The organism is Variovorax sp. P5_A3, assembly GCF_056400665.1.
Genome location: NZ_JBFUKW010000041.1, coordinates 1 through 25,495, shown reverse-complemented (window position 1 = coordinate 25,495; position 25,495 = coordinate 1). Strand labels below are relative to the sequence as shown.

At 61.6% G+C, this 25,495-nt stretch carries 14 protein-coding genes and 2 pseudogenes; 5 read left to right on the top strand and 11 right to left on the bottom strand.

The features are described from left to right. The first annotated feature begins 48 nt into the window (after positions 1 to 48). Positions 49 to 1,146 (top strand): site-specific integrase, encoded by a 1,098-nt coding sequence (locus tag AC1D3B_RS34180; RefSeq protein ID WP_478195131.1) that lies wholly within the window; start codon positions 49 to 51, stop codon positions 1,144 to 1,146. 228 nt (positions 1,147 to 1,374) lie between these two features. Beyond that, positions 1,375 to 2,838, top strand: coding sequence for a hypothetical protein (locus AC1D3B_RS34175; RefSeq protein WP_478195112.1), 1,464 nt, complete (start codon positions 1,375 to 1,377; stop codon positions 2,836 to 2,838). An 11-nt stretch (positions 2,839 to 2,849) separates the two neighbouring features. Here AC1D3B_RS34175 and AC1D3B_RS34170 read toward each other — a convergent pair whose 3' ends face one another. The 6 genes and pseudogenes from AC1D3B_RS34170 to AC1D3B_RS34145 all read right to left on the bottom strand — a co-directional run bounded on the left by AC1D3B_RS34170 (position 2,850) and on the right by AC1D3B_RS34145 (position 8,076). Continuing rightward, positions 2,850 to 3,362, bottom strand: a complete 513-nt coding sequence (locus AC1D3B_RS34170; protein ID WP_478195111.1) for an HIRAN domain-containing protein — start codon at positions 3,360 to 3,362, stop codon at positions 2,850 to 2,852. Between the two features lie 102 nt (positions 3,363 to 3,464). Then, positions 3,465 to 3,740, bottom strand: coding sequence for a hypothetical protein (locus AC1D3B_RS34165; RefSeq protein ID WP_478195110.1), 276 nt, complete (start codon positions 3,738 to 3,740; stop codon positions 3,465 to 3,467). Beyond that, the gene (locus AC1D3B_RS34160; RefSeq protein WP_478195109.1) at positions 3,737 to 4,105 is read right to left on the bottom strand and encodes a hypothetical protein; all 369 of its coding nucleotides are present in this window, start codon (positions 4,103 to 4,105) and stop codon (positions 3,737 to 3,739) included. The genes AC1D3B_RS34165 and AC1D3B_RS34160 overlap by 4 nt, the downstream gene beginning before the upstream one ends. 866 nt (positions 4,106 to 4,971) lie before the next feature. Beyond that, on the bottom strand, positions 4,972 to 5,922 hold the full coding sequence (locus AC1D3B_RS34155; protein WP_478195108.1) for a hypothetical protein: 951 nt from the start codon (positions 5,920 to 5,922) through the stop codon (positions 4,972 to 4,974). 69 nt (positions 5,923 to 5,991) lie between these two features. Further along, positions 5,992 to 6,141, bottom strand: a pseudogene (locus tag AC1D3B_RS34150) (STAND family AAA ATPase); the annotation flags it as partial. A gap of 18 nt (positions 6,142 to 6,159) precedes the next feature. Next, a complete protein-coding gene (locus tag AC1D3B_RS34145) occupies positions 6,160 to 8,076 on the bottom strand; it encodes a metallophosphoesterase family protein (protein ID WP_478195107.1) in 1,917 nt (638 codons plus the stop codon). A 700-nt stretch (positions 8,077 to 8,776) separates the two neighbouring features. Here AC1D3B_RS34145 and AC1D3B_RS34140 point away from each other — a divergent pair. Further along, the gene (locus AC1D3B_RS34140) at positions 8,777 to 14,392 is read left to right on the top strand and encodes a DUF3320 domain-containing protein (RefSeq protein WP_478195106.1); all 5,616 of its coding nucleotides are present in this window, start codon (positions 8,777 to 8,779) and stop codon (positions 14,390 to 14,392) included. A gap of 144 nt (positions 14,393 to 14,536) precedes the next feature. Here AC1D3B_RS34140 and AC1D3B_RS34135 read toward each other — a convergent pair whose 3' ends face one another. Then, on the bottom strand, positions 14,537 to 19,732 hold the full coding sequence (locus AC1D3B_RS34135; RefSeq protein WP_478195105.1) for a RecQ family ATP-dependent DNA helicase: 5,196 nt from the start codon (positions 19,730 to 19,732) through the stop codon (positions 14,537 to 14,539). Between the two features lie 499 nt (positions 19,733 to 20,231). After that, positions 20,232 to 20,408 carry a hypothetical protein gene (locus tag AC1D3B_RS34130; protein WP_478195104.1) on the bottom strand — a complete coding sequence of 59 codons (177 nt, stop codon included), beginning with the start codon at positions 20,406 to 20,408 and terminating at the stop codon, positions 20,232 to 20,234. Between the two features lie 81 nt (positions 20,409 to 20,489). On the opposite strand from AC1D3B_RS34130, the gene AC1D3B_RS34125 reads away from it, so the two are divergent. After that, on the top strand, positions 20,490 to 20,975 hold the full coding sequence (locus AC1D3B_RS34125) for a SixA phosphatase family protein (RefSeq protein ID WP_478195103.1): 486 nt from the start codon (positions 20,490 to 20,492) through the stop codon (positions 20,973 to 20,975). 207 nt (positions 20,976 to 21,182) lie between these two features. Here AC1D3B_RS34125 and AC1D3B_RS34120 read toward each other — a convergent pair whose 3' ends face one another. Beyond that, positions 21,183 to 22,262, bottom strand: coding sequence for a helix-turn-helix domain-containing protein (locus AC1D3B_RS34120; RefSeq protein ID WP_478195102.1), 1,080 nt, complete (start codon positions 22,260 to 22,262; stop codon positions 21,183 to 21,185). A gap of 212 nt (positions 22,263 to 22,474) precedes the next feature. On the opposite strand from AC1D3B_RS34120, the gene AC1D3B_RS34115 reads away from it, so the two are divergent. Then, complete coding sequence (locus AC1D3B_RS34115; RefSeq protein ID WP_478195101.1) at positions 22,475 to 23,347, top strand: SDR family NAD(P)-dependent oxidoreductase; 873 nt, start codon at positions 22,475 to 22,477, stop codon at positions 23,345 to 23,347. A gap of 484 nt (positions 23,348 to 23,831) precedes the next feature. On the opposite strand, the gene AC1D3B_RS34110 is transcribed toward AC1D3B_RS34115, so the two are convergent. Both AC1D3B_RS34110 and AC1D3B_RS34105 read right to left on the bottom strand, forming a co-directional pair. Continuing rightward, entirely contained in the window at positions 23,832 to 24,083 is a 252-nt protein-coding gene (locus tag AC1D3B_RS34110; RefSeq protein WP_478195100.1) for a hypothetical protein, read from the bottom strand. Between the two features lie 163 nt (positions 24,084 to 24,246). Next, positions 24,247 to 25,354, bottom strand: a pseudogene (locus tag AC1D3B_RS34105) (IS256 family transposase); the annotation flags it as partial. Between the last annotated feature and the right edge of the window lie 141 nt (positions 25,355 to 25,495).

The following is a 25,495-nucleotide window of genomic DNA, read 5'->3' as shown; positions in this document are numbered from 1 at the left end:
ATGAAACCTGCTGAAAAGAAGACTTCGCCGAAGGCGTCTTCGGCGCTGATGCCTTTGAATGGCGACCACGCATTGCTCGATCCCGGCGAGCTGTCGGGCATGGCCGAGGAAGCCGCGCACGACCTGATGGCCGAGGGCGAGTCGGACAACACGCGCCTCGCGTACCGCGCCGCCATGCGCTACTGGGCGGCCTGGTTCGGCGCGCGCTACGGCCGCCAGATGGCGCTTCCGGTTGCAGTTCCTGTGGTCGTGCAGTTCATCGTCGACCATGCGCAGCGCTCGACCAAGGCGGGAACCAGGACGGTCCTGGAACATCAACTGCCGCCTGCAATCGACGAAGCCCTGGTCGAGGCGGGTTTCAAGGGAAAACTCGGGGCGCCGGCGCTGAACACCCTGATGCACCGGATCTCGGTGCTCTCGATGGCGCATCACTTGTCCAAGCAGCCCAATCCGTGCGTGGATCCGGCGGTCAAGGCGTTGCTGAGCAAGACCAGAAAGGCCTACGCCAAGCGCAACGCCCTGCCCCACAAGCAGCGCGCGTTGACCAGGGAGCCGCTGGAAGCGGTGCTCGAAACCTGCGACGACTCGCTCAAGGGGAAGCGCGACCGCGCCCTCCTCCTCTTCGCCTGGGCCTCGGGTGGACGCCGGCGCTCGGAAGTATCAGAAGCGGTGTTCGAGAACCTGCACCGCGGCGATGAAGGCGCCTATCTGTACACGCTGGCGAGCTCGAAGACGAACCACAACGGGAAGATCCGTCCGGAAGACGTGAAGCCGGTGGTCGGGTCGGCGGCCGAGGCCCTGGACGGCTGGCTCAAGGCGAGCGGCATCACCGCGGGTCCCCTCTTCCGGCGCATCCTCAAGAACGGGAAATTGGGCACCGACGGGCTCTCGGGGACCGCGGTGCGGGACATCGTGAAGGCGCGGTGTGCGCTCGCGGGTGTGGGAGAGGATTTCTCGGCGCACTCGTTGCGGTCGGGGTTTGTCACCGAGGCTGGAAGGCAGAACATGCCCTTGCAAGAAACGATGGCGATGACGGGACATCGCAGTACGGACACGGTCGCAGGGTACTTCCGGGCAGGCGCCGCCCAGGTGAGCGCGGTGGCGCGGATGATGGATTCAAACAGCCGGCGAATCGACGATGCCTGAACCGCCTGTAGACCGGGAGCGCCAAGGCGGCGGATCGCGCGAAGCAAGTCAGCGTCCACAGGAAAGCGCAAGCTCCGAGGCTTACCTTGCAACGCTTCGGGAGCCCTGAGAAGAGGTTTCGAGGCCCTGAATCTAAAGGCAGAAACAAGACCCCTGTTCGAGTTCGTCTTCGAGGTGGCGGGCCCCTCCCTACAATCCGCCTCGCGCGAGGGCGCAGGAGGACAACAGATGGAAGAGGGACTCGGGGTTTCAAGCAATCTGATGGGCTTCATTCGGAGCCTTCGCAAGGAGGGTAGGCCTGGGCTTGGCGACAGAACCATGGTCGGAGAAATTTCGTTCGGCAGCCCGCTGGTCGTTGAGCGTTCCGCGTCAGCCGACGACCCCGCCACGAAACACCAGCTGCGATTTGGCCGGGTACGCATTCGCGCTGAAGAGGTGGCGGAGTCTGAAGTGCAGACCGATTTCGGGTTGCCGTTTGACGGCCATGGCCACATGTTCATCGACACGTCGGAACGAAGCCCGACATGCACCCTGACTTTGGTGTTGGCACCCGAGCGATTCCAGGCGCTCTGGGACCTCCCTCAGCCTGATGTCGCCCTGCGCCTTGACTCCGACGTGCTCGGTACGGGCTACAACCGTCCTCTCGTGTGCAAGGACTCGTCCGCCAGCGCTCAAGTGAAAGGTGTACGCCTGTCGCTCGTTGCACCCGCCTCGATCCCGGCGGACTGGTTTTCCGAGGGGATGCGGCAAGACTTGCGCGATGCCTGGGAGAAGCTTCATTTCGGCGGCCACTCTCAGATGTCAAAGATCGTGGCCGAATTGGGCCAATCTGCGGCGGCGTCTATCGCAACCTGGCCAAACCGGTCGGAACTCTACGAGCATATCGAAGAGCTGGTGTCTGAGGCGCGCGGTGCGTTCAAGGAGCCGTTGAACCTCGAGCCGGCGAGTGGAAATGGCTGGTACGAGCCGAAGGACAAGTTCACCCAGTTGCTCGGCGACTTCGACGAGAAGAAGCAGCGGGAACTCAGGGCGAATTACGACCATCTTTGGCAGCACTTCACGCTCGCGCACGTCGTGCAAAAGGGCGAAGCCTTGGTCGGCGCCCGGGCCTCGGGCATGAAGTCCAACGCCGATGAATTTGACGAAGTCGCGCATCGGTTGCTCAGCCGACCTGAGGTGAGCTCGCCCACCCTCGAATGGGCGCTCATCGATGCCCTGGTCCATGCCGAGTGCCTGGGTCTGGCCCAGATCGTCCATTCCAACAAGACGATGCTCGGGATGCCCCTGGCGACGCCGCTGGAGGGCGCGCAGGCCGCACCTGGCGCGATGCGCCAATGGTTGAAGGGACTCGGGGAGCTATTCGTTGAGGGGTTGAAGCTCGTTGCCACCTTCTTCCTCGCCTTTGCCCTGACGCAAGGTGAGCCCCAATCGGCCTGGATCGTCACGACGGGCATCACGGTGGCGCGCTGGTTGCGAAAGGCCATCCTCTGGAAGCAACTGAACCCGCCCAAGCCCGGCGCCGAGCTGCTCTTGAAGATGGCGACCTTCTACGAGCTCTTCAAGCGGCCTGACTTCAACGCCGGCGCCGCGCGGGACCAGCTCTACCGCCTGTCTGCCGAGGGCGCGATCTTCAGCCCCTGGGTGGCGAGCTTGCTGGACGCTCGAGCTCGTCGTGAAGCGCGACAGGCCTGAGCCGCGGGGCCTCAGTTCTCGAAGGGCTTGAGGTCCAACTGGATTCCGTAGGAAAGCTTCTCGCCGCCCCGCTTGGTGCGGCCGCCGACGACCTTCGCGTCGCAGAGGGTGCTTTGACCGGTCAATCCCTTGCTGCCCAGCCGCCGGCGAAAGCTGCGGGCGTCGTCGCGGGAGAGGTAGCCCACGACCTCCCCGTCAACGGACACCTGGACCGCGCTCTTGTCATAGGCGTTGTCGTCCTGCGGCATGAGCGTTGCGACGCAGTCCGCCGCTGCGTTTTCCGAGCCGTGCTCGCCGGCGAGCCGTTTCAACGTGGGTTGGTAGTGGGACTCCCCGACCACCTCGAAGTTGAAGCCACCCAGGGCCGGCCACCGAAAGCGCTCCCCGGCCGAAGTCGCTGCTGGCCGGGCTTTCGCGGCGCTGCCTGGTCGGGCGGCTGGCTGCTTCGATGCCGGCTTGCGCTTGAGATAGGCCCAAGCGAACACGCAGGCGACCAGCGCCACGACGATCCAAACCTTGTCCATCCGCCTCGCTCCATTCGTTTTGGAGAGTATCGGCGAACCCGCCTGGTCGAAGAAAAGCCTTGGCATCTGAGAGATGCGCAGGGCTCGAGGGGTGGTCGTGGCTCAGGAGGCCACAGCGCGGTTGAAGACCGCAACGGGAGCTGGACTCATCGCGAAGACTTCGCCGACGGCGTCGGTGACGTCCTCATTCATGTCGACTATGCAGTGGTAGCCCGCGGGGTCGCTTGGCGCCACGAGCTGGTCGAGGGCTCGCAGGTAGACCTGCTCGCGTTCCGCGTACTGCGCAACCAGGCTCCGGTAGGCCGACACCATGCGGTGCAGCTCGTTCAGGTCGGTCGGCAGTGTCATGGGTGTGGCGCTGTTGTTGGCGGCGGTCATGCCTGGACTCTCGCTTCGCTTCGGATCGAGGCAGCAGCGAGCGCGGCGCCGGTGGCGCGGTTCTCCTTGAGGAAAGACTCGCCTTTGTCGACGCCGCGCAGCCAGAGGGCCATCGCGACGTCCTCGGCGATTCCTCCGCTGGAGCAGTTGGTGGAGACCCAGAACTCCGCCGTGCAGAGCGCGATGTCCTGGTTGTCGGCACCCGTCTCCTTGTTGGCCGCCTGTGCGCCGAGCACGCCCTTCATCTCGTCGATGAGGGTCCAGTGCGCATCCTCGGTGATGCCGCCGATGGCGGTCACCAGGGTCGCGATGTGGTTTGCGTGGTCCTGTTTGAAGCGGGTGTAGTGATCGCGGTCTGCGTCCATGGTCGTGTGTCCTTTCGTGGTGATGTTGACCTACTGCGTATAGGCCTGGTCAGCCCACCCTCCGCCTGCCTGCCTGACACGACCGCTTGCAACTCGTGCCGTTTTGCAACGAGCAAAGAGCATTGCTTCTGGTCCACTGGAGGCTCCCATGCTGAAACGACTAATCCCACGGTCTGTGCGGCCCGCCGGGGTTATGGACCCCGACCTCCCCGAGGTCAGCCAGCCCTTCCCGCTCGACGATGCGCCGACGTCGGCGCGCAAACACATTCAGCCGGCCGACCCGGCTGCGGGGGTGGATGTGATTGAGCTCTCAGAGATGGAAGCCCGAGCGCTGTGTGCGCGCGAAGACATTGCCGTTTTCTGGACCAGGCCGCCTTGGTCGACGAAGGGGGGAGGAACTATCCCGGGCTGACGGGTTCACGCCCGACAGCGAGGGTGGGCTTCTTGTTGCCTGAGCCAAGCCTCTCCATGCGCTTCCCGCGCATTCGCGGCTCGCTTGGACATAGCAGTTCACCGCCTTGCAAACGAGGGACTGCCCGAGGTTTGCTTGGCTGCAAAGAATTCTGCACCGGGCAAGCGCCGAAATTCGCGGGTAACAAATGCCGCGACCCGAGGGCGGTCCCGCGAAGCCATCCAGAGCTTCTTGACGAGCCGTGGCGGGCCCAAAACACTCCCTCGCATAGTACAAGGCCGAACGTGGACAGCATCGATGAAGGAGATAAGCCATCCTGCCACTCTTGCCGGATAAACGGTCGCGCGCTGATTTTCCACCGACAGCCTTGCGTCGAAAAACAGTTCTCAAAATCGGCAGCTAAACGCCAATGTATTCGACGGCAAGAACTGTTACTCCAAAAAAATGCGTGCCGCTAAGCCCACCGCTTGGCCCCAAGCCGTTTTTGGTGCTTCATCTCAATAGCATTTTTCTGACCCCCAAGCTGGAAGGTTGATACAGCCCAGTCCTTGTCATCATAGTCCGCCTCATACATGTAAAGGCGCTGGGTTATAAGCATCTGCAAAACGCCCATTACGCATACATTGTCTGCTTCATCTCTGATGAGGCGCAGGATTTCTAAGCGAGGCAATCGACCAGGCCTCTGCAATTCTTGGGACAGCTTAATCAGCCGGTAAGCACAACTAGGCGTAGTCCCCATGACATCGGAAATATTGTTGGATATTTCTTTAGACGAGAGGTGTGCGCCTGCTTTGGTAATGAAAATTGTAGAGATGAACCTTAGCAGCAAACCGATAGCCGTTCGAGTTATAGTTTCAGCCTCTTCCTTGGATATCTCGCTATGACCATTTTGAAATTTGTAGGATAGAGCCTTGGACAATCCAGCGGTGTCTTTTTCGAAGACATCAAAAAACATGCGAACGGCCCGAAGCGAACTGTCGAATACCGCACGAATTGCTTCCGCCTTTTTGGCGCGCGAATAGTTTGGAAACTGATGTGTTAACAGCGCGCCTGCCACTTCAACAGATTTAAAGAGGCTAATCAATTCTTGAATGCTATTTTTGGGCTGATCGCTTGCGTTCGGTGCTTCTGCAAGGTCATCCTGGCCATTATCATGGGAGTCCTTGGCCAGCGCCCGTTGACGGCGGTACTCTTTCGGATTTTGAGCTCGATAGCGTACGTTAGGCGCGTAGGAAATTAGCTTCGCTACCGATTTAACATCCTCTTTGGATAGTGTCACCGGCGTGAATTTGGGGAAATGCTCATTCAGCGAGCCAACGACGTGGTCTAACACCTTGCTGTTCGAGGTATGGTGAGCCAAAAACAAGATTGTATTGGCGCACTCGCGAACGTAGAGGTTGCGCATGCAGTAAACGATGTAGTCCTGCACCTCTTTCCGTTCGCTTATGCTTGCAAATCGACCAAGAAAGTAATAGTAGGCGTACGGGTAAGTAAAGTATAGAGAATCAGCGTCTTGCTCGAGTAGTCGAGACAAAAGAAGTACTTTGAGCAATTCATTTGCATCTGTCTGAGTCCATTCGGCCGAATATTGCGCTACGAAGGTATTGAATTGGCCAACGGAAATTCGCTGTTGGTCACCGTATTATTTTATAAACCAACTGAGATGAGTTGCTGCGGCCAGATGTGCCTCCATCTCATTAGGTTTGACGCCGCCTTTCTCAAAAGCACCAATTACCAAGAAGTAATAATAATGTGCAAAAGACGATTTCAGAAGTTCCTTTGTTGCGCCTGATGCAGTCGCTTGCAAAAGAGAGAGCACGAAGATGGGAACTGTCGATGCCACATGCTGTATACGAGCAGCCTCGATAAGCTTTTCGGCCTCGTCGCAGGTAGCTAGTAAGACGTTATTGTCTTCCGTTCCGTTCGCCCCGATGGAATTCCATTTTTCAACAAGTTCTGCGCGACGTTGGTAGCCCAAAGGCGAAAGTCTGTAATGTTCGGCTCGATCGCCTATCGATTCTTCGTCAGTATCCAGCACGGCGTCGGTGTCGCCAAATAATTCTGCAAGCTGGTAGTTCTCTCCGACTGTAATGAAGGCGCGACTGAAATTCTTCCTCAGTCTGCTGAACGCCGCTGAACATGCTTGTGCGTTAAGCGGTGAACCGTCCAAGTCGTCCAAATACAATATTTTGCATGCAAGGTTCGATTGCTCGTATTTTTCTAAAGTTGATTCCCCATACTGTGCGATTACAGAGTTGCGGATCAATTTTTTTATTTCCGCATCTGCGCCGCTTCGGAGAGCAGATCCTTTAATGAACAAGGGCATGAGTCCACTGGCATGGGCTTTCTGCAGAAGCATGTAAAGGAGGCGTGTTTTTCCCGCATTTTCCGCCCCCTCGACTAACACATCGAGCTCAGATCTTTTCAAATCGTTGAGCATCTTTGCGCTCGTCTTACCCAATTTTGTTCCGGTGTCCTTGCCGCTGCGTTGTGCTCGACTGTCAAGGTCTGGATAGACGTATATATCTTGAAGAGTAACCTTGTGACCTGATGGGTGCTTAAGTGTTGCGCCTGCATCAGACAGGCATTCTTCCCATGTGGTGGTGAAAGGAATTGCAGACGTTACCTTTGTACTCAAGGTTCTGAATTCCGTCCACTTTGCCGATGTGTCCTTGCGTGAGTATGTAGTTCCGATGAGATTATAAGTCTCGAAGAGATACGTCGAATTTTCTACATTGCAAAGAACAATGTTAAAACCCGATACGGTTGGGTCGCTTCGTTGTTGAAGTACCGAGCCTTCGATATAGTTGCAACCGCCAGACCACACTTCGTCAGACGAGCGTGCATTGGCGTAGTGTTCATGGCCAGTGAAGATTAGGTCTTCAAGGCTATGCATAAAACTGCGAAACTTCTGGACGTTCGTCTGGCTGTACCATGAGAATGGATGGTGCAGAATTGCTATTCTCAAATCTGGGGCAGGCTCAGTACGTGACTCGAATTCGTAGTTCTCGTACGGAAAATAAAGGTTTCCTTGTTGTTCGTGTCTTGTGGATGTCCAGCTAGCGTTCAAGGCATCAAAGGTAATTAATTTTCCGCCGACCTCGATTTCGTATGTTTCCCAAAGCCTGTCGCCGCGCTTCGGGGTAGGCGCTATTTTTTGCTTAAAGGCTGCATATTCACCTTGTACGCCTGTGGCTATCTCAATGTAGCTTGGCGGTACTGCGGGGCCCTTTTTGGCGGCAGAGAGCGCGATGACGTTTCGGGCTTCTTGGTCGCCTTCAAAATTACAGTCGTGGTTTCCAGGCGCCACCAAAATAGCGATCGGAACTGTTTTTTGGGAAAGAATGCTTGATTTAATTTTCTCGATGAATTGCTGGGCCAGTAAATACTGGGATTCCTGTCCCGACTGTGCGATGTCTCCAGATATCAAAATGACCACCTGCTCCGCCGTTGGCAAATGCGCATATGTGCAGGCTGCAATCCTTTCGGACCGCGCTAGGATATGGTCATCATTTTTATCAATGTGGATATCGCTTAGATGCAGTACGAGTACGGTCACTTGAATTTCCCAATGGTCGGAACAAATGTGTCTAATGTATCAAGTTGTCTTTGCTGTTCTTGGTTCTTCGGGAGTTTCTTCGCGATGCCCGCCGCGTAGCAGCCAAGTTGTTGACAAGTGCCATTGGCCGAATCCTTGTCGAGTTCGCGGTAAGGCGCTGTCCAATCGACGCCCCCTTGTGAGGCGCTTGGTTCAAGAGTAGACAGGCCGCGATTGGCTCGACGCGGTGCTGGCCTTGGGCCCTAGCTTCCCCACGCGCGTGCCATTGCACCCATGTTGCGCAAACGCATCAAGAAGGTGTGACCTATTACCGCAGCAAGGGTTTGCCCCCAACGTTGGGCCTGGCCCCTCCCGCAACCATGCAGAGTGCGCAACTTGGCGCGGAGGAGACAACATGGCCTTGCGCAAGTACTCCAACAAGGTGACCCAGATCAACCACGCGAACTTCAACACCGATCGAACACCCGGAAGCACGGCACCCGATGCCTCCACAAATTTTGCACATTGACGCGGTTATTTGGGCACATCCATTTTCAATGTCGAACGTTCGCGGTCTCGAAGCGCTAGCGATCCGGCAGAATGTTTCCTTTTGTGTCGATTCGCTGGCGCATGGGGCGGACCCGCCTGTCGGTCTCGGTACGCGCACGCGTCGAGGTCCTCGCCGCCGAGCGCACTCCTAAAAGAGAAAAGAGAAGGCCGCATGTCCGATACCGATGCTTCCGTGTTTCATAGCGGCCTGTCTCTCGAGGCCAAACTGGAGCGGGCTCGCACGGAACTCCTGGACTTGTCCGCTCGCAATCGTCTGCTGCACGTACCCCGCTTCTCAAAAACCGCCAAGACCATCGATGTCGTAGACGAAAAGTCGGCTGAGATCTTTCGCCTTCTGGTGCGCGAGAACCGGGCCTTCACTTTCTTGGCTGGCCGTCCAGACCGCAGTGGCGCATCAGCCGAGGACGATGAGGTCGAAGAGGAGAATGTTGACAGCGAGGTGGTGCTTGCGCAGCCCGACGAAGAAGACGGGCCGGACGAGCGCGGGGTGTCGGCTCGCCATGTTGATACCAGGGTCCAAACACGCATGACGCCGAAGGGATTGCAGAAGCGTCTGCTCGACCTGTATCACGACGCGCGCACGCTGGAGGAGGAACAAGGCGTCAACATCCTTTTCCTTGCCCTTGGTAGCCTGAACTGGGTGGATCCCAACAAGAAGGAAAACGTCCGCCAAGCGCCGTTGATCCTCGTTCCCGTCAGCCTCGAGCGCGGCACTGCGGGCGAGCGCTTCCGGCTGCGCCTGCGCCAGGAAGACCTTATCTCGAACCTGTCCCTGGAAGCCTACCTGGACCGGGTCCATGCGCTGAGGCTTCCGACCTTCGATGGGGGCGACGAGTTCGATCCGGAGTCCTACTTCACCGCAGTTGCCGAAGCCATCGCCACCAAGCCGGAATGGTCGGTGGCGGCGGACAACGTCGTCCTTGGCTTCTTCTCATTCGCCAAATTTCTGATGTACAGGGATCTAGATCCTGAAAACTGGCCCGGCGAGAGTCGACTGACCGACCACTCCACGATACGAGCGCTCCTGGCCGACGGCTTCGATCAACGTGAGCCGCTGATGTCGGATGAACTCTCGATCGACGCGCATATCGAGCCCGCGGAAATGCTTCACATCGTCGACAGCGACAGTTCCCAAACGCTGGCCGTACACGACGTGAGACGCGGGCGCGATCTGGTGATTCAGGGGCCACCCGGCACCGGAAAGTCGCAGACCATTGCCAACGTCATTGCCTCGGCGGTCGCCGACGGCAAGACCGTTCTTTTCGTGGCGGAAAAGATGGCCGCGCTAGAAGTCGTCAAGCGTCGCCTCGACCAGGCTGGCGTGGGCGACGTGTGCCTGGAACTCCACAGCAACAAGGCCAACAAGCGGGGGCTGCTGGAGGAATTGCGCAGAACATGGGAGCTCGGCTCCCCGCGCGGCGACTTCCCCGACGGGCTTATCGGCAAGCTGACGGACGCGCGCGATCTTCTCAACGCGCACGCTGCTCGCATGCATGTCCGCCACGTCCCGTCCGAACTCACGCCTTTCGAAGTGATGGGCCATCTCACGCGCCTCCGGCAGCTCGGGCAGAAGCCCGTGGATTTCGAACTTGAGGACGCCACCTCCTGGAGCCGGGACGAGGTCGCGCAGCGTCGCCAAGCGCTCCTCGAACTTGCGCAGCGCATCGACGACATTGGCCTGCCCTCGGCGCACCCCTGGAACGGCGTGGGCCTGGAGATGATTCTGCCCACGACTGTGGAGCGGCTCGTCCCTCGGCTCACGGCGCTGCACGACCGCATCCGTACACTGCGCACTGAGCTGGCGACGGTCTGCGAACGGCTGGAGCGGTTGCAGCCGTCGGCTCGGTTCGAAGATGCCAACGAAGTGCTCGAGCTCGCCGAGGCATTGGCTGCCGCACCGGATCTTTCGGCCGAAGCGCTTTCGTCGCCCTTGTGGGAGCAATCCCCGAACGCGCTCAAGGAGCTCCTGCGCCGCGGCGCGCTCTATGCGCAGACCGGCGCCGAGCTAGCGCCGTCGCTCCAGCCAAATGCTATCGATGCAAGTCTCGATGGCCTGGAGACCGAGCTCGCGAGCCTGCCTGAGGAGTTGCCCGCAGGCGCCTACGACCGAGCCCGGCAGCTGCAATCGCTATTGCCCTCGCTGCGAGCCGAATCGCAACGCCTGAGCGCCGAGCTCGGCTCAGCCACGTCGATCGACACGCTGGCGAGCATTGAGCGCCTCACCGCGACCGCTGAGCGGGTAGCGGTCGCCCCCGACGCAAGTCCAGACGCATTCGCCGCCGCCGTTTGGGACCACGGCGTCGAACAGGCGGGCGATCTGGTCGACGCCGTCGCGGCGCTGGAACAGGCTCGCAAAATCATCGGCGACCGCCTTCTGGATGCCGCTTGGTCGACGGAGGTATCGGCCACTCGCCAAGCGCTCGCTGTTCACACGGGATTTTTCAGGCATTTCAATGGCAGCTGGCGAAGAGCCAACGCCCTCGCCCGCTCCATCGTCAGTGACCCGACGATGCCCACGGAACAGCTCGTTCAATTGTTCGATGCCCTCATCAAAGGCCAGGCCGCGGCGGCGAAGGTCCGGGATGGCGAAGAGTTCGGCAGATCCGCCTTCGGGTCGGAATGGCGGGGCGAGCGATCGCAAAGCGTGCCAATGTTGGCGCTCGTGGAATGGATGCGGACTCTGCGCGGCTTGGGAGCAGAGCCTCGGCTCATCGCAAGCCGGCTCGAGCAGCGCTCGGCTGTCGGAGACCGAGCGCAGCGAGTGCGCCACCTCTTGCAGCAGGTGGCGCCCGTGCTCAATGGACTGTGGCTCGACCTGGGCGCCGCGGCCCCTTCCTTCCTCTCGGAGGCAGCTTCGGCGGAGCGAGCGACGCTAGAGGCTTTCGGAGCCAGGGCGCGGCAGATGGTCTGGTCCGACGAATTGCTACGCCAGCTCCTGCTTGAGGTGCCAGCCGCCAGGTCGGCGCGCCTCGATCTGGTCCGTCGCCTCAGCTTCTGGCAGAAGTTGGGCGAACAGATCGACCGCTACGATGCCCACGCAAAGTCTGCGTTCGGCGAGGCTTGGCAGGCTCGCCGGTCGGACTGGGACCGGCTCTCCGCGGGCGCCGATTGGATCGCTGCCCACCTCGATCTGCGCCTGCTCGCAGCGCGGCTCCCAGAGCGACGCGAGGTCGCGGAACGAACTCGCCTCCTGGCGCGCGAAGCCTCTGACCTTTCTTCCGAGCTGACGAAAATCACGGCGACCCTGCAGGCCGATGCTTCCACGCTTTTCGGTCTCGCGAGCATGTCGGCAGCGGAAATGAAGGTTGCACAGGAAAGGATTGCCAGCTGGCTGTCTCATACCGAGCAGCTCTCCAAGTGGGTCATCTACCGTGAGCGCGCCAGCAAGGCGCGCGTCGCCGGACTTGGCCAGCTCGTGGACCGTCTGGTCGACGGCCGCCTGCCCACACCCGAGGCGCATCCATCGTTCGAGATGGCTTACTTCGAATCAATGCTGTCCGAGCTGGTGAGCCGGGACCCGGCCATCGGTCAGTTCGATGGCGACCAGCACGCTCAACAGGTGCGGCAATTTGCCGAGCTCGACCATCAGCGAATCAAGGCCGCCAGTATGGAGGTCGTGCGCGCCCATCACCGCAAGATACCGTCGCGGGATGGCGGCGTCGGCCCAGTCGGCGTTCTTCGAGCGGAAATGGCCAGGCGGCGCGGCCACATGCCGATCCGTCAGCTCATGCAAAAGTCTGGGCCAGCGGTCCAGGCACTGAAGCCCGTCATGATGATGAGCCCGCTCTCGGTCGCCCAGTTCCTCACGCCCGGTCGCCTGAGCTTCGATCTGCTGGTGATGGACGAGGCCAGTCAGATTCAGCCGGTGGATGCCCTGGGCGCGATCGCGCGCTGCAAGCAGGTCGTGGTCGTCGGCGACGAGCGTCAGCTGCCTCCGACCAAGTTCTTCGCGAAGATGACCGGATCGCAATCGGGCGATGAGGACGATGACGACACGCCGGTGGCGGATATCGAGAGCATTCTTGGCCTGTTCGCGGCGCGCGGTCTTCCGCAACGCATGCTTCGCTGGCACTATCGCAGCCGCCATCAATCCTTGATCGCGATCTCGAACAGCCAGTTCTATGAGAACAAGCTGTTCATCGTGCCTAGCCCGTACACGAAGGAGGCGGGAATGGGTCTGCGCTTCCATCATGTAGCGGAAGGGCGGTTCGACTCGGGCGGTACGGGCACCAATGCAATCGAGGCGCGCACCGTGGCAGAAGCCGTGATCCGTCACGCGAAGACCAGTCCCGAACTTTCGCTTGGCGTCGCCACCTTCTCCGTCTCCCAGAGACGTGCGATTCAGGACGAGTTGGAGGCGCTGCGCCGACTCAATCCGGACACCGAGGAGTTCTTTCACGCGCATCCGAGTGAACCTTTCTTCGTCAAGAACCTGGAGAACGTGCAGGGCGACGAGCGCGACGTCATCGTGATCTCGGTCGGCTACGCCAGGAACACACAGGGCTACATGGCGATGCGTTTCGGCCCTCTGGGTGCCGATGGCGGTGAACGACGGCTCAACGTGCTGATCAGTCGCGCGAAGCGCCGTTGTGACGTGTTTGCTTCGATCACCGACGAGGATATTGATCTCGGTCGCGCCAAGGGCAAGGGCGTGTTCGCGTTCAAGCTGTTCCTGCACTACGCCAGGACGGGGCGGCTGTCGATGGCTCAAACTTCCGGTCGCGATATGGACAGCGTTTTCGAGGAGCAAGTTGCTGTGGCTCTCCAGTCCAGGGGCTACCAAGTCCATCCTCAGGTCGGCATCGCTGGCTTCTTCATTGATTTGGCCATCGCGGATCCTGAACGTCCTGGCCGCTATCTGATCGGCATCGAATGCGACGGCGCCTCTTACCACTCCGCCCGCTCAGCTCGCGATCGCGACCGCTTGCGGCAAGCCGTACTCGAGGACCACGGATGGATGATTCATCGAATCTGGAGCACCGACTGGTTCCAGCGCCCGATGGAGCAACTCGACCGCACGGTTCGCGCCATCGAGGCCGCGAAGGTTCAGTTGGCTGCGCATCTTGACGCCGCACAGACGCCCCAGCGCGCCGTTCCGGTAGACATCGTCACGATCGATCGGCACGAAGTCACGGAGATCGGCCTGTCCGAGGCCACCGACGAGTCCGCAGGTCAACCTTACGTTGAAGCAGAGCCTGCGCGTCCAGGCGCCTACGAGTTGCACGAGACACCGCTCGGCGTGATGACTGATCTGGTGGCCCAAGTCGTCCACGTCGAATCGCCAGTGCACGTTGATGAGGTGGTGACTCGTCTGCGCACTGCTTGGGGGTTGCAGCGCTCGGGGGGCAGGATCGAGGCAGCGGTTCTGCAGGGAGTCCAGCACGCGCACGCGACCGGTCGAATCGAACGCGAAGGCGCATTCCTCTCCAGCCCAGGCGTTCGTGCCACGCTTCGCGATCGAGCGGACGCTCGCTCACCGGGACTGCGCAAATCCGAAATGATTCCGCCGGTGGAGATCGCCGCCGGCATCGCGCGCATCGTTTCGGCAAACTTCGGAGCGACCGCCGAGGAGATCGTGACGGCCATCTCCCGGCAACTCGGCTTCAAGGCGACCAGTGCACCGCTGCGCAGGATCATTGAATCCGTCGTAGACACGTTATTGCTCAGTGGGGACTTCAGTCGAGATCACAACATGATCGTGGCCAAGCCACGCGGCGATCTCTCTCAAAGCGGTCCAGAATACCCCCTTGCGGCCGCGGGCTCTTGAGGCCGAGATTCGACGCCGGGAGTTGAAACCGACTGCGCACTGTTCAAGGGGGCTCGAACATTGTGCAGCGACCTCCAATTTCCGTCGCTCTGACGCCTGCGCACGCCTCCGGGCGTGGCGCTTCAGAGTACCAATCTTTGGTTGTCAGCCCCTTGGCTCAGGGCTTTCCGTTTGGTTTTCGTGAATGCGCAAGGCGCCCAGTCGGACCTCCACCAGCGGCGTCTCCCAGAGATCCGCTTGCAAGGAGGGCCAGTACTTCTCGGACGTCTGGAATCGCGTGCGCACCATGATCGCCACGACCGCGGCGGCGCCTCCTTGCAATGGGACTTCGTCGACGCTCGTGGCCAGCCTCCCAACGATTTGACCGTTAGTCGAATGAACGAATCGGTCTCTCAGTTCAACCGGATCCCCGGGACGTAGGGTCGCGATCGCCCGATGGACCGGATGGGAAGGCGGGCTGCGTCCGGCAAACCCAATGTCCATATTGGCTGCCCCGAGCATGATGTACCGACGTTCGAGATCCGCGCGTTGCTGAGGCCGAATGGCCGGCAAGCAGTCCTGCACCCCGCCGACTGTCCCGAGATCGACCAGATAGGGGTTGCGCCCGCCTTCTGCCCGCATCAAGGTCAGCGTCTGCCGGGCGCGCGTCATGGCGACGTAGAGGAGCCGCCTCTCGTCCTCATGGTCCCAGCGCCAGTCGGCGCAGTCCATCACGATGACGTGGTCGAACTCCAGGCCCTTGGCGGCATGCGCCGTCATCAGCTTGATGGCGCTGTCCCGGCCGTCGCGTCGCATCTCCCCCGCGGCCTCATAGAAAAGCTCCAGCACTTCAGCCGCAGGGACGACGTCCGCCTGAAGCGTCGAGGCTATGTCCTCGACGATCTCCTGCAAGTCCTGCAGCGCGGCATTTCGGGGTTGTGCGCGCCGGTGGCGATTCAACTGCCTGCGCAACGCACCCAGTCGGACCATGCGCACCTGGCGCCGCCGAAGCGCTTGTGCAAGTGCCCAACCTTCGCGTGTCCGCATCAGCGAGATCTGCCCCTTGGCCGCCTCAGGCCCCGTGATCTCGCAGGGCAGCCCTTCGACATCACAGATGGCCCGCATCTTCTCCAGCGGAGCATGCGTGCGACAGAGCACCGCGATCTCCGACAGCTTCGCGGCAGGGTCGATGCGCCGAATGTGCTGGATCTCTGCATAGACCAGTTGGGCCTGAAGGTTCGGGCTGGTCGGGCTGGTGAGGAGCCGCACCGCACCGCTGCTCTCTTCGTCCACCTCGGCCCATCGCCCCCCGTGCGGATCGTCCTTGCGCCGGGCGTCGATCCGGATCGGATGATCGACCTTCATCCGGTCAGCGCCGCGCTGGATCACATGGTTGGCCGCCGAGATGATGTTCTGGCTGGAGCGGAAGTTCTCGACCAGGTACGTGAGCTCGCCTTCGTAGTCGGCCCGGAAGCGCCGGATGAATTCGACGTTCGCGCCCTTGAACGAGTAGATGTTCTGGTCGTCGTCCCCGACCGCCATGATGCTCAGCTTGCTGTCCGCATCGACGCGCCGTCGGCCGGCCAAGGCGCTGACCAGGGCGTACTGCTGCTCGTCGATGTCCTGGTACTCGTCGACGAAGATGTATTCGTACCCCTGCAGGAGCCGATCACGGATCTCGTCCGCATCGGTCAGCGCCGAACTCCTGCCTTCGAGCAGATCGATCGCATCCTGGAGCATCTGCTTGAAGTCGACCGCGCTGGCGGCGCGCTCGGCCCCCGCCAGGCTGGTGCCGGTCAAGCGAAGCGCCATGGCGTGGTAGGTCATCACCAGCACCCCCCTGCCGTCGTCCCCGGCTAAGGCCTGGAGGCGTCGGCGCAGCTGGACCGCAGCGCTCCGGTTATAGGCCAGCGCGATGATGCGGCCCGGGCTCACGCGAAGCACCCGCAACAGGTAGGCGATGCGGTGCACGATCACTCGCGTCTTGCCTGAGCCGGGCCCCTCCAGCACCAGGTGATTGCCCGATTTCATTTGGGTGACGAGCGCCTCCTGCACCGGGTGCTGAAGATCGTCGACGATGCGCCGATAGGACTCATCGGTGGTCTTGCGCTCCAGCAGGTCCGTGCGGCCGCGGAAGAACTCCTTGATGAACTGCTTGTGCGGCAGTGTGAAATACGCCTTGACCAGGTCCTGCGCCTTGGCAGGATCTTCCGCACCGAGCTTGGCGTACTCGTGCATGACATGGGTCTGCAGGGTCCGTTCCTTGTAGAACTCCTCCAGCGGCGCGAAGGCGGCCACGGTGAACTGCCTGGAGGTTTCGCCTTGCATCTGGATGGTCATCGCGGAGCGGAACACCGAGCGCCCCTTGTCCAGCTCGAGCACCCGGGTCTGATGCAGGTAAAGGAGTGCATTCTCGAGAGCGACCTCGGGTTCACGAAGCTGGGTTTTCAGGACCAGGTCGTCGTTCAGCGCGTCGATCAGCGCCTGAGCCTTGCATTCCACCATGCAGGCGCCTTTGACGCCCTCGGGCACCTCTGCAAGGAGGCGATCGAGCGTGACTTGCGCCACGGCACGTCGCAGCTCGCAGATTCTTCGGATCTGGGCCCACGAGCGGCGCAAGGTCACGCGCAGGGTGTCGTCACCCAGGGGCTGCAGCTGGATCATGCTGCGCTTGTCATTGCCCGAGCCGAAGCCGTCGGCCATCGATCGCAGGCAGGCCCGCACCTGCGTCGGGTCCACCTGCACCGTCTCGCCGCCCTCCAAGAGCCGCGTGCGCAGTTCGGTGCAGACCGCCCGCAGATTCAGGTGCTGGTGCGACTCGTCCTGATCGGCATCGGGTGCCTGCTCCGACATCAGGTCCAGGAGTTCCTTCTCTAAGGCGCACAGGAATTCCAGGCGAATGGGAGAGGCACCTCGAACGCCGCGCATCAGGCGCACCGTCAACCCGAGGTCGTTGACGAGAATCCCGAGCTTGGCCAGTTGGTGGACGATCCGAAAGCACTCTTCCGGCCGGATGCCGGCATCGAGCATGAGCTCGTCGGTGCTGAGGCCCTCCGGCGTGTCGGAGCGAAACAGCGCGATCGCGACGGCCAGGAACTTCTGCTGCTTGCTGGCCGGCAGGTTCGCCTTGTCGATCCGGTCCTTGGCTTCCTGCAGGGAAGCCACCCGCAGGCTCGCGGGAAACACCTTGGTTGCGTTCTCGTTGCGCTTGAGAAAGTCGTTTCGCTCGAGCCAGGCGATGGCGGTGGTCACCTTGGTGGAGGCGTCTGGCGCATCGACATCGATGGCGGTGCCGCTGCTCTGTGCAAGGAGTTCCTTGGCCGACACCACGATCTCGTCCTTGCCGAGCTTCTTCGCTTGGTCGCGCAGGGCGCGCAGCAGGCCGCTGAAATCCCGCTTCGAGAGCTGTGAGCTGGAGGACAGCTTGAACTGGGTCTCCACATCTTGCGGGTCGAACAGCAGGACGCACCGGGCTTCCTCGCCGTCGCGCCCTGCCCTGCCTGCCTCCTGCAGGTAGTTCTCCAGGGAGCCAGGGATGTCCGCGTGAATGACCAGGCGCACGTTGGGTTTGTCCACCCCCATGCCAAAGGCATTGGTGGCCGCGATCACCTGCAGCTCGCCGTCGAGGAACTGCCGCTGGGCCTCCTTGCGCAGGTCCGCGGTGAGTCCCCCGTGGTAGCAGCCGCAGGAGATGCCTTGTTGCGCGACGATTTGGGCGAGGGTCTCGGCGTTCTTGCGGGTGGCGCAGAACACCACGGCCGCGTCCTCCCGGCGCAGGCCATCGCGCAGCAGCTCGACGATGCGCTGCGGCTTCTCTCCACCCGTGGTGGGCAGGACCGCATAGGACAGGTTGGTTCGCTCGTGACCACCCAGGAAAGTCTTCAGCTCGATCTGAAGGCTTTCCTGAAAATGGCTGCAGAGGTCCTCGATGACGTCGGGCTTGGCGGTGGCGGTGAAGCAAGCGACAGGTGCCTGACCCGGAAACTGCTCTCGGATGAAGCGGGAGACGTACAGGTAGTCCGTGCGGAAGTCGTGCCCCCATTTGGAAAGGCAGTGGGCTTCGTCGAACACCCAGGCGGCGATCTCCCGCACGCGTATCGCCTCCACGAAGGTTCGGCTTCGGAACTGCTCGGGCGAGACCAGCACGATGCCGATGTCGCCCAGGCGGAGGCGATCAAGGACATCCCGTCGCTCCAATGGCGTGAGCATCCCGTTGACCGTGGCCGCACACTGGATGTCGGCCTTCATGAGATTGTCCACCTGGTCGCGCATCAACGACTGAAGCGGGGAGATGACCACGGTCAATCGACCCGAGCGGCGGTAGTGGACGAGCGCAGGAAGCTGGTAGCAGATGGACTTGCCCCCGCCGGTCGGCAGCGCGGCCAGCAGGCTCTCGCGCGCCAGGCCTGCGCTGACGATGGCGCGCTGCAGGGAGCTGCCATCAGGCGCCGCCGGCTGCGCCCGAAAGCTCGGCTTGTCGAACAGCATCGACAGGAGCGACTCGGGGTGGTGATTCAGGCGGCAATACTGGCGGTCGGGCCGTCCGCAGTCGATCTCCCGCAGGTCGGCGATCAGCTGCCGGACAGCGGGCAATTCATGAAAAACCCAATGAGGGAGGATGGAGTTGCCGCCGGAGACCCGGATCCAGCCGAGGGCAAATGCGAGCGACCAGGGATCCTGGCTACTGTCCGCGCTGGCAACGTTGGCCGTCAGATCCCGCAATCGCGTGGCGCAGCAGCGGTCGACGAAGCGGCTCGCGACGAGGGATCCAGCAGCCTCGCTGGTTGGCGCCGCCTCCTCCCGGACCTGGGACAGCAACGTGGCCATGCCCTCCTCGTCACGAAGCAAGAAATGCAGGAGTGCCAACCACCAGGGTTCCTGCTCATCGGTTTCCAGGAGCGCTTCGACGGCCTCTTCGAACACATTGAGCGCAACCCGCGCATCCTTGGCGGGGTTGTTGCGCTCGTCGCTCAGAAGCTTGTAGCCTTTGACCAGCCGATGGTATGGATTGCTGGGAAATGCGAGGGCCGACAGTTCGAGGGAGTCCAGCAGGGGCCAGTGCAGGCATTCGAGTTCCGGGAGCTGGTCCCGCAGCAAGGGAAGGTCGTGGCGCCGCAGGTTGTGCCCGAGCAGCACCCTGCCCTCGCGGGCAAAGCCGTTCAAGGCAGCGGTCACCGAGAGCGCCTTAGCCGGCGAGCAGGCGCTGCTGAAGGCGTCCGCAGCATCGGAGCGCACGGCACCGACCGCGAAGATTCGATCACCCTTCTCCGGATGGGCTTCGACATCGACGGAAACGAATCGGCCCTCCGCGGCGATGCGCCGGGCACGTGCGCGCAAGGAATCGACGACGAGCGTTTCCAACGAAGGCGGGGCAAGCAGCCGAAAGTTAGGGAGTGATCACTTGTAACCGAAAGTGACGCGCACGTGCAATTGGTGGTTTCGCCTTCTCCCTTCTTTTGTGGAGAAACTGGCAGATCTAGCCATTGGTCTCGCGGTAGAAGCGAACGAAGGCTGGGCTCGTGCCTCGGTCCGAACACCGCTTCCCATGAGCGCTCGGGAGCAGTTTTTCAGGTCAAGGCAGCGGGAAAGATCGGGGCACGGAAGCCCGTTCAAGACTGGTTGCAGCCAGTCGATTTCCGCCGGAGAGCGTCGGAGGCCGCGGATCGCTGACGTTTGCGCTTTTGTACGCGACCGGCCGGTCTACTTGGATACTTGACCTTCGCTGTTCAGTGCTGCCAACGACCAGGGCCACGATGCTTTGAACGGCTGCTTCCCAACGCCGCGAAATGGCGTTCAGGGCCCTCTGCAGACTTTACGTTTGCCGACCTGGCCTCCGAAATGCAGCCGTTGAAAGCAGCTCTTAGCTGGTCCCGTCGCCGACCGGCAATGGAGCGATGCCCACGCGGGTGAGCCGTTGTACTCGGTTCCACCGCGCCATTTCCTGCGGCTCAAAGGGGTGTGCCGTCTTCCTGTCGGCCATGAGGCCGTAGCCGATCCGTAGCATGATGACGGTGACGAAGGCGGCGAGCGTCAGCACGCCGAAGAGCCAATCCCAGCCCCTGTACCGCCGTCATGCCGATGTAGCGATGTACAGTTGATCAAGTCCGAAAGTTGGATCGTGAAAACCCTGCTTCTCGTCCGTCATGCCAAGTCAAGTCGCGGCGGTCTGTCCTTGCCTGACCGGGAGCGACCATTGGATGATCGTGGCCGCAAAGACGCGCCCACGATGGGTAAGCGGCTCGGCGAACGCGGGGTGACGCCCGATTTGCTCGTCTCCAGCCCGGCATTGCGCGCGCTGACGACAGCGGAACTCGTCGCCGAAGAGATCGGCTACGAACTCAAGAATATCGTCATCGATGAACGGCTCTACGCCAGCAGCCCGGGCGACTTGCTCGCCTTCATTTGCGCACTTGATGACAAGCTCAACCGCGTAATGCTTTTCGGCCACAACCCCGAGTTCACCAATCTCGCGCACCGACTGTCGAGCGAGATCGTAGACATGCCCACGTGTGCGATCGCCGAATTCCGCTTCGACGTAACGGCGTGGGCAGATGTGGAAGACATTGGACCGGCGACGGCTAGCCTGGATGCGCCAACGAAGTAGCTCGCAAGTCGAAGATTCAGGGACGCCTGAATCGGACGTTCAGGAACACCCGCTCGTGGCCGAGATCACCATTTTGAGGCGCCGCCCGAAAGCAGCCCTTCGAGCGGGTTGCCGAGAGTATTCCACCAAGGCGGCCATACGCTCGACGGCATCACAGGTCCGCGCTTGTTGCGCCCACGATGGCCGGACGCAAACTGTTCCAGTACGTCAAGGGCGAAGATTGAATCCCTTCCCGCTTTTCGACTGCGCCAATCGAACTGCCTGCGGCGTCGATCCAGTCCACGTCTGGAATGCCCGCACGAACGAGTTGGGATCCTCGAAGCCGAGAAGAAACGAGATTTCCGCGCCAGACAGTGACGAGTTGTGCAGGTAGTGCTGCGCGAGGGAATTGCGCACGGCGTCGAGCGTCTGCTGGAAGCTGCTGCCTTCTTCCTGCAGCCTGCGTTGCAGAGTGCGCGTGCTGACGCCGAGTTTTCTACACACGGCCGCCATCGACACTTCGCCGGCGGGCAGGGCCTCGAGCAGCGCACTGCGCAGGCGGTCGACGGTGCTGGCGTTTTTCTCGAGGTCCTCCAGGCGTTGGCGCAAGGCCGGTTCGAAGACCTTCCACATGCCATGGTTCGCCGTGAGAAACGGGCGCTGCGCATCTTCTGCCGCAAACATCACGGTGGGCAGAGGTAGGTCTTCCACCGGAACGCCGAACCAGGTGGTGTAGGCGCGCGCATCAGAGGCCGACAGATCCGGCGAAGGCCAGCCTATGCGCAGAGGCTGCACCGGGCTGCGCGTGGCCAAGCGCGCAAGCTGCACAAAGAAAACCAGCTTGAACGCCATGAGCACGCGCGGCGGCGTCAGGCCGTGGTCGAGGAACTCCATGGTGGCCGTGGTGCCGCGTGCATTGTGCTCAAGCTTCAGCGCCATTGGCCCACTCTTGTATTTGGCGAGGCGGGCCAGCGCACTGTTCATGTCTTCGCTGCACAAGGCGACGAAGAGTTCCAGATTGAACCAGTCGACCGACATCTTCTTCGCCAGGCGCAACGGTGCGGGGCCGCCCGCGTTGCCGGCCTCCTCATCGATGGCATCCCAGAGCCGGAAGTAGCTCGCGGCATCGAGCCGCACACTGTCGCGGGCGAACAGGTCGCCCGGTAACTTCGCGCGGCGCAGCACGTTGGCGCGGTCCACCCCCGCGTCTTGCATCAGCACCTGCCAACCGGGCCAGACCCAGAGGGAGCGTGCGTGGCTGATGCGGGCGTTTGGGGCAGTCAGGTCGTCGGTCAGCTCGGATGGCATGCGTCGAGTTTAGTTCGCGCATCGCGCCAGCGCATCGGCGGATGGCGCCAAGCAGGAAGGGGTGTGTTGGCGCGTTTGGCTGCAATGAGGCGTCATTGGCGAGTGCGCGCAGGCGGTGCCGTTGGAACAATGGCCTCATTGAGCCGACAGAACAATCGACCTGCCATGGGGCTGAAGTGCCCTGTCAACACCTACAAAGGAAAGCAAATCGAATGAATAACCAGATCACGACAAATACCCCGCTGACTGCCGGTGACGCTACCGGAAATGAACGCGCCAAAGCCAATCAGGGCAGCAATGCGCCCACCGCCGTTCTCATCGGAGCGACCGGAGGGCTTGGTCACGCCTTGGCCAGACTTCTCGCGGCCGAAGGCTTCCGAATCTTGCTCGCGGCGCGGAGCGAACACGACGCTTCGGCGCTGACTGGCCGGAGCGACGGCTCGGCAATCTATGTGCGCGCAGATGTCACCGATCCAGCGAGCCTCGAGAAGCTGGCGACGGCGGCTTTCGATCATCTTGGCCGGATCGATGCGGTGGTGAACCTCGCGGGCATCTCGCCACGCAAGCCTCTTGAGGACTACACGATGGCCGACATCGACGCGCTGATGGCGATCAACGTCAAGGGACCGATCTTCGTGACTCAGGCATTCCTGCCGGGGTTGCGCAAGCAAGCCGGCGGCGGAGTGATCGTCCATCTCGGCGGCGCCATGGACGGCCGGGTAGCACTGCCTTTCATGAGCGCCTACGCGGCGACCCGCGGCGCGCTGGCAAGCTACGTGCAAGGCGCTAACCGCGAGTTGGCCGGGACCGACGTGGTGCTCTCCTTCTTCGGTCCTGTACCCTCCAACACCGAGTCGGAATCTCCGTATTTCGACATGTGGCGCGAGATGGGCGTCGCCCTGTGCGAGCCCGAAGTGGTCGCTCGCGAGATCCTTGCCACAATCCGCCAACGACGTCGGGCCCATGTCATGGGGGGAGGGCTACTCAAAATGCTCACGCTTGCGAACGCCGTCTCGCCGTCCCTTGCCGACGCAATTGGTCTGCGGAAATTTGGGAAGCTCATTAAGCAACACAGTCCACGCTGATCTTTGCGTGCGTGCCTCGCGCACAGAGGCGACTTCGAACATCGAGCTGACCAGGAGCCCTTTGAGCTTGTTATTCTCGAGGTCGCACGCGCTGAGCCGCTGCGTGACCGGCATCTGCACGTGCGGAATAGAGTTTTTGATGGGCAACGCGGCTGTCCCAAACGACTGCTTCGGGGCGCAGGCTTTCGTAGTCTGTCGGTCAGCTCAGGGCCCGGACTACCATTCCGACGGCCAGCATGGCGGCCGTTCGGTTGGTCTTCGATGCATCGAACAAAATGCCCCTCGAGGGTTTCTGCGCGGCTATGTCTGCACACTTGAACCGGTCGTCGATGCTGCGACGCTCGCCGCACCCGAATGACTGCAACCTGAGTTACAGCGTGAGTTCGTCAGTCGGCTGCGACAGACAGCAACCGCAGAGCCGAATTCGGCGAACAGAGCCGTCCAACGGTCTTGGGGCGGCCCACGTCCTGTCATTGCCGCGTGCTCAAACCGAGTGAAAAACCGCCCCATTCGCCGCCGGCTGCCCCTGCGCCCGCTCGTACACACGGATGACGCCGCGCAGCCGCTCGCACTCGCGCTCCAGGGAGGCGACCCAGGCGCGGGCGTGTTGGGCTTCGTTGTAGGCCTGCGTGTGCAGGGCGGCCATGCCCCAGCGGCTCTCGAACCAGAGAGTTAAATACACCGCCCGGGGTGCGTTGCCGCTGGCCTGGTAGCGCTGCAGCGTCCGTAAGCTCACCCCCAGATGCCGAGCAATTTTCCTTCGCGACTCAACCTGGTCGTCGAGCAAGTAAGCCAGGGGCGGTAATCGGGCGAACGAGGGCGCAAGGAAGGTCGCGTCCCATTCCGTGGTGTAGCTCCCCAGCCCGGAGAAGGCTGAGCTGCACGGTACTCAGCGAGACAGCGGACAGCCGAGTGGGTGCAGTGTCGCTCAGGGTCTGCAAGCCTTCAAGCTGCATGTATCGCCGGTTGAGCGACCATTCGTCGTTCTGCTCGAGCATCATGGCGCCAACCAAGCGCGTGATCGAGGCGTCGTTGGGGAAGATGCCCACGACGTTCGTACGTCGCTTGATCTCGGCGTTCAGCCGCTCCAGAGGGTTTGTGCTGTAGATCTGCGTCCAGTGGGCTCGTGGGAAGGTCATGAAGGCCAGCACGTCGTTCTCCGCATCGTCCATCAGGGCGCCCAGCTTGGGGAATTTGTCTCGGAGCTGATCGGCCACCGATCGCCATTGCGTTCGAGCCGCATCGGCCGAGTCCTGTACGAAGACCGTGCCGATGGCGGCCGAGACCATGCGCCGCTGGGTCTTGCCAGCGTACGCCAGAGCGTTTCGCATAAAGTGAACTCGGCAACGCTGCCAGGTGGCCTTCAGCACCTTCGCGGCGGCCGCCTTGATGCCCTCGTGGCTGTCACTGATCACGAGCTTCACACCGCGAAGACCTCGACGGTTCAGGCTGCGCAGGAACTCGGTCCAGAAGGGCTCGGCTTCAGAGGCGCCGACCTTCAAACCAAGCACTTCGCGCTGGCCGTCGGTGTTCACGCCCACCGCCACTATTACGGCCACGCATCACGATGCGCCCAGCCTCGCGCGTCTTCACGTAGGTGGCGTCGATCCACAGGTAGGGCCAGTCGCCCTCGATCTGGCGCCCGAGGAAGGCGTTGACGCGCTCATCGAGCTCGCCGCACAGCCGGCTGACTTGGCTCTTGGAGACGCCGCTCATGCCCAGCGACTTGACCAGATCGTCCACGGAACGCGTGGAGATGCCTTGCACATAGGCTTCCTGGATGACGGCGGTGAGCGCCTTCTCGGCGGTGCGCCGAGGCTCCAGGAACTCGGGGAAGTAGCTGCCCTGGCGCAGCTTGGGGATCTTCAGTTCGACGCTGCCGGCTCTGGTGTCCCAGGTTCGCTCGCGGTAGCCGTTACGGCTGTTGAGGCGTTCGGGATTCTTCTCGTCGTACGCGGCGCCGCAGCGGCCTTCGACATCGAGCTCCATCAGGCGCTGAGCCATGAACTACTGAGATGGACCCGACGCCACCTCTCTGGAAGACTGAGCGGCACTATCAACCGCTGACATAGGAGGCTCAACATGGAAATCGATATTCTCGGCATCGACTTGGCCAAGCGTGTGTTCCAGCTTCATGCGGCCGACCGT

What these genes read in the sequence shown, in the direction of transcription:
- AC1D3B_RS34170 (WP_478195111.1), bottom strand. Translation starts at nt 3,362, where the DNA reads ATGGACAAGGTTTGGATCGTCGTGGCGCTGGTCGCCTGCGTGTTCGCT.
- AC1D3B_RS34120 (WP_478195102.1), bottom strand. Translation starts at nt 22,262, where the DNA reads ATGCCATCCGAGCTGACCGACGACCTGACTGCCCCAAACGCCCGCATC.
- AC1D3B_RS34165 (WP_478195110.1), bottom strand. Translation starts at nt 3,740, where the DNA reads ATGACCGCCGCCAACAACAGCGCCACACCCATGACACTGCCGACCGAC.
- AC1D3B_RS34180 (WP_478195131.1), top strand. Translation starts at nt 49, where the DNA reads ATGCCTTTGAATGGCGACCACGCATTGCTCGATCCCGGCGAGCTGTCG.
- AC1D3B_RS34115 (WP_478195101.1), top strand. Translation starts at nt 22,475, where the DNA reads ATGAATAACCAGATCACGACAAATACCCCGCTGACTGCCGGTGACGCT.
- AC1D3B_RS34140 (WP_478195106.1), top strand. Translation starts at nt 8,777, where the DNA reads ATGTCCGATACCGATGCTTCCGTGTTTCATAGCGGCCTGTCTCTCGAG.
- AC1D3B_RS34175 (WP_478195112.1), top strand. Translation starts at nt 1,375, where the DNA reads ATGGAAGAGGGACTCGGGGTTTCAAGCAATCTGATGGGCTTCATTCGG.
- AC1D3B_RS34160 (WP_478195109.1), bottom strand. Translation starts at nt 4,105, where the DNA reads ATGGACGCAGACCGCGATCACTACACCCGCTTCAAACAGGACCACGCA.
- AC1D3B_RS34155 (WP_478195108.1), bottom strand. Translation starts at nt 5,922, where the DNA reads ATGCGCAACCTCTACGTTCGCGAGTGCGCCAATACAATCTTGTTTTTG.